The organism is Variovorax sp. 20P10.2.4, assembly GCF_058244205.1.
Genome location: NZ_JBZAYE010000579.1, coordinates 1 through 4,642, shown reverse-complemented (window position 1 = coordinate 4,642; position 4,642 = coordinate 1). Strand labels below are relative to the sequence as shown.

Sequence of the window (4,642 nt, the reverse complement as noted above, 5' to 3'; positions counted from 1 at the left end):
CGCATCGAGCGCGCCCTGCACCCAGTACCAGCGGCGCTGCTCGAGCGGCGCATCGGTCTTCAGCTCGATCGCGCCATCGGCGCCGCCCACGCGCAGGCGCAGGCCCTCGCGCGACAGCTGCAGCGCCCAGCCGCGGCCGCTGTCCTCGCACCAGCGCGCGAGCACGGTCTGCGGGGTGGCCAGCAGCCGCGTCGGCCAGACGTAGCAGCCGAACGAGAACGCACCCTCGGGCGCGAAGCGCGCATCGGCGGGCACCGACATGAAGGAGCCGCAGGGCGCCTCGTGGAACGCGACCGCATGCACGCCGTCGATCGGCGACGTGAGCTCGCGGTACTTGATGCCGGGCCCGGTGGCGTCGGCATCGGCGCAGCGCACGCGCACGAACTTCACGTCGGCCTGCTGCCTGGCTTCGCTGCTGAGGTGGAATCGGATGCGTTCGCCGGCGCGCACGCTGAGGGTGTCGGGGTAGCCGACGAAGGCATTGGTGTCGATGGGGGCGCTCATGGTCGTCTCGCGGTGTTCTTCTTCAATCCAGCTTCAGCTCGGTGCCGGTCAGCGCCTTCCAGCGCAGGCCGAACACATGCCACTCGGCGTCGTCGAGCGACTCGAACACCACGTCGTGGAACACCTTGACCTTCTGGCCGCGCTCGTCGGGCATCTGCGCCAGCGCCCAGCGGCGGCCCGGCTCGACCATCACCAGCAGATAGCGGCCGGGGAAGGCGCCCCAGCGCATGCGATGCAGGAGCTTCTTCAGTTCCTCGCTGTGCGGGCCGCGGATGCAGCCGCGGAATTCGCGCGCGAGGTCGGTGCGCTTGGGGTCGAGTACGTAGCGCGCCGCGTTCGGGTCGCTGGTGTGGTCCATCATGGGGTGGGAGGCTTTCTGCCGGTCGGTGGCGGCTGGTTGCGCAGCGCGAGCAGTTCTTCGGCGCGCGCGGGATTGGCATCGATCTCCCCGAGCACGCGCACGAAGTCGCGTCCGCCCTCGATCAGGTCCTGCTCGATGGCGTGGCGCACCAGCGCGGTGTCGCGCTGCTGCAGGCCGCGCAGCACGTTCACGTGCTGGTGCTCGGCGTCGTAGGTCGGATGGCCGTGGGGATAGAGGAAGTTCATCATCGGCCCCACCTGCACCCAGATGCGGTCCAGCAGCTCGGTGAGCTGCGGCATGCCCGAGTGGCGGTAGATGCCGAAGTGGAAGTCGAAGTTGTGCTGCAGGGCGGCGCGGTAGTCCTTGGTCTTCTCCGCGCGCACCAGCAGCCGGTGGCTCTCGGTGAGCTGCTTGAGGGTGGCGTTGTCGAGCAGCGGCACGGCGCGCTCGGCCGCCAGCGGCTCGAGCGCGAGGCGGATGTCGCGCAGCTCGAGGTACTCGGCCAGCGAGAGCTGGCGCACGCGGATGAAGTAGCCCTCCTTCATCTCGAGCGCGCGGTCGCGCACGAGCTGGATCAGGGCCTCTCGCACCGGCGTCTCGCTGGTGCCCATGGTCTTGGCCAGCTCGCGGATCTTCAGGCGCTGGCCCGGCTGGAAGGTGGCCGACATCAGCTGCTCGCGCAGGTGCTCGTAGATCTGGCTCGCCAGATTGGTGCGTTCGACCACGTTGATGACCGGGGTTGCCATGGGCTTCTCTCTCCTTGATTGCGTGTGTGCCGGGAATCGCGCGGCGGCGTATTGTGGCCCTGCCGTGGCCCCGCGAGCGGCACTCACGCGATCGGGATCAGCGTCCCAGCCAGGCGATCCAGCGGTCGCGCAGCATCTGGCGGTTGTTGCCGATCCACTCGTAGTCGGCCACGATCAGCTTGTCGAAGTTCTCGGCCGAGGTCGCGAGCATGGCGCGGCGCTCGGGCGGGAACAGGCTCGCGGTCTTGCCGTTGCCGGTGTCGTAGTTGACGGCATTGACGAAGTTCACGTGCTGCTCGGGCGCCGAGGCATAGAAGAAGTCCAGATAGGCCATGGCCGCCTTCGGGTGCGGCGCGCCCTTGGGGATCGACATGTAGCCGACGTCGCGCACGGCGCCGTCCCACGACACGGCGATCGGCACCTTGGCGTTCATCAGCGAGATCAGGCGGCCCGAGTAGCCCATGCTCATGACCACCTCCTTGTTGCGCATGATCTGCTGTAGCTGGTCGCCGCTCTTCCACCAGACGGCGACGTTGGGACGCAGCTTGTCGAGCTTCTTGTAGGCGCGATCGAGGTCGAGCGGGAACAGCTTGTCGGGCGCGACGCCGTCGGCCAGCAGCGCCGCCACCGGCACCCACCATTCGCGGTCGCCGGTGTCGGGCAGGCCGCGCGGGCCGGGGAACTTGGCCGTGTCCCAGAAGTCGGCCCAGGTCTTGGGCACGTTGGCGCCCTTGAAGGCCTCGGTGCTGTAGCCGATCTGCATGCCGCCCACGGTGCGCATCACGCCGTAGGTGGTGCAGGCGCCCTTGACGCCGTTGGCGGTGACGTTGGGCAGCTTGCTGCAGTCTATGGCCTGCAGCAGTTCCTTCTTCTGCACCAGGTCGGGCGGGGTGGCGGTCACGATGTCGAACTCCATGCCGCCGCTGCGCGACATGGCCTGCACCTTGGCCCACTGGTCGGGCACCTCGATCGCGGCGGGCACCACCTCCACGCCCTTGGCCTTGGAGAACGGGGTGTAGAAGTACTGCACCAGCGTCTTCTCCATCAGGCCGCCGGTGGTGGCGATCACGAGCTCCTTCTCGAGCCCCTGCGCCGAGGCGCCGGTGAACGCCGCGCAGGCGAGCAGCGCGAGGGCGGCACCCTTGCTTCGAGCCAGACATTTCATCATCGCGAACTCCTTGTGAGTGAGGACCAGGAAAAAACGGGGGACGTGCTCATTCGGCGCGGCGCCGGCGCTCGAGCACGCGCAGCAGCGCCACGGCGATCAGCACCGCGATCGACAGCAGCGTGAGCAGCGTGGCGATGGCCGGGATCACGGGCGTGAGGTTCTGCTCGATGTCCTCGAACATGCGCCGCGGCAAGGTGCGCTGGCGCACGCTCGAGACGAAGAACGAGACCACGGGCTCGTCGAAGGAAATGATGAAGGCGAACAGCGCGCCGCTCAGCAGGCCCGGCACGATCAGCGGCAAGGTCACGTGGAAGAAGGCGCGCGCGCGGCTCGCGCCGCAGCTCATGGCGGCCGACTCGAGGTCGGGGTCGACGCGCGACAGCGCGGCCGAGACCGTGAACACCACGAAGGGCAGCGCCAGCACCGTGTGCGCCGCCACGAAGCCGGCCAGCGAACCGACCACGCCCAGGCGCTGGTAGAACAGGTAGCAGGCCACCGCCACCGCGATGTGCGGCGCGATCACCGGGCCGATCACCATCAGCTGCGTGGCCGAGCGGAAGCGCTCGGTGCCGCGCACGATGGCATACGACACCATGGTGCCGATGACCACCGAGCAGACCATGGTCAGCGCGGCCACCTGCAGGCTCAGCAGCGCCGCCTTCTGCCACTGCGGATCGCCGAAGAACTCCTGGTACCAGTGCAGCGTGAAGCCGCTGGGCGGGAACTCGAGGAAGTCGGCCGGGCTGAACGACATCGGCACGATGATCAGCGTGGGCACCATGATGAACAGCACCACCAGCCAGACGTAGGCGCGCAGCGAGAAAGCGCCCAGGTCGAAAGGCGCGCGGTGGCGCACGGTGTTCTCGTTCTTGCTCATGCCCCGCCTCCGATCAGCCGGTTGAAGCTCACGGCCTTGTTGAAGACCATGGTCAGCGTGGCCACCACCACCATCAGCACGCCGATCAGCGCGGCCGCGAAGGGCCAGTCGAGCATCTCGCGCACCTGCTGCGAGACCAGCGTGGCGATCATCAGCTCCTGCGGGCTGCCGACCAGCGCCGGCGTGACGAAGAAGCCCAGCGCCGAGAGGAACACCATCAGGCAGCCGCTCCACACGCCCGCGCGGCTCATCGGCAGCAGCACCTCGAAGAAGGCGCGCCGGCGGTTGGCGCCGAGCATGGCGGCCGCGCGCATGTAGTCGTCGGGGATGTTCTTGAGCGCCGAGTAGATCGGCAGGATCAAAAAGGGCAGCAGCACGTGCGCCATCGCGAGCACCACCGCACCCTCGGTGTAGAGCAGCTTCACGGGCTCGCCCGTGAGGCCCAGCCACTGCAGCGCGTTGTTGACGATGCCGTCGCGGCGCAGCAGCACGATCCAGGCCGCCGTGCGCACCAGCACGCTGGACCACAGCGGCAGCAGCACGCAGGCCGTGAGCAGCGCGGCCACGGCGCCCTTCACGCGCGTCATCATGTAGGCGATGGGAAAGCCCAGCACCAGCGCCAGCACGGTGGTCAGCAGGCTGATCCAGCCGGTGCGCAGCATCACGCGCACATAGACCGGGTTGTCGAACACCCGCGCGTAGTTCGCGAGCGTGGGATGCGGCTCGAGCACGCTGAGCGACAGCAGGCTCAGCAGCGGATAGACGAACACCAGCAGCAGCAGCGCGAAGAAGGGCGCGAGCAGCACGGCCGAGGCCGCCACGCTGAGCTGCCGGCCGCCGAGCCACAGGCGCGAGAACGCCGAGGGCGAGGCCGCGATGGCGGGCACGGTCGCCGTGCTCATGCCGCGGCCACCTCTTCGCCATAGATGCGCAGCGCATCGGCCGGCCACAGCAGGCCCACGCGGTCGCCGGCCGCGAGCGCGACG

The 4,642-nt window shown here is 68.8% G+C and carries 5 protein-coding genes and 1 pseudogene; all 6 read right to left on the bottom strand.

Going from position 1 to position 4,642, the window contains the following annotated elements:
- A pseudogene (locus AC27VN_RS33415) lies at positions 1 to 504 on the bottom strand (N,N-dimethylformamidase beta subunit family domain-containing protein); the annotation flags it as partial.
- A gap of 22 nt (positions 505 to 526) precedes the next feature.
- Positions 527 to 865, bottom strand: coding sequence for a N,N-dimethylformamidase alpha subunit family protein (locus AC27VN_RS33410; RefSeq protein WP_177239245.1), 339 nt, complete (start codon positions 863 to 865; stop codon positions 527 to 529).
- On the bottom strand, positions 862 to 1,611 hold the full coding sequence (locus AC27VN_RS33405) for a GntR family transcriptional regulator (protein ID WP_490879339.1): 750 nt from the start codon (positions 1,609 to 1,611) through the stop codon (positions 862 to 864). The genes AC27VN_RS33410 and AC27VN_RS33405 overlap by 4 nt, the downstream gene beginning before the upstream one ends.
- Before the next feature lie 97 nt (positions 1,612 to 1,708).
- Positions 1,709 to 2,779: an extracellular solute-binding protein gene (locus tag AC27VN_RS33400; protein ID WP_093341086.1), complete on the bottom strand. Its 1,071-nt coding sequence runs from the start codon at positions 2,777 to 2,779 to the stop codon at positions 1,709 to 1,711.
- 46 nt (positions 2,780 to 2,825) lie between these two features.
- A complete protein-coding gene (locus AC27VN_RS33395) occupies positions 2,826 to 3,656 on the bottom strand; it encodes an ABC transporter permease (RefSeq protein WP_203202689.1) in 831 nt (276 codons plus the stop codon).
- Positions 3,653 to 4,558, bottom strand: coding sequence for an ABC transporter permease (locus AC27VN_RS33390; protein ID WP_490879338.1), 906 nt, complete (start codon positions 4,556 to 4,558; stop codon positions 3,653 to 3,655). The genes AC27VN_RS33395 and AC27VN_RS33390 overlap by 4 nt, the downstream gene beginning before the upstream one ends.
- Positions 4,559 to 4,642 lie beyond the last annotated feature (84 nt).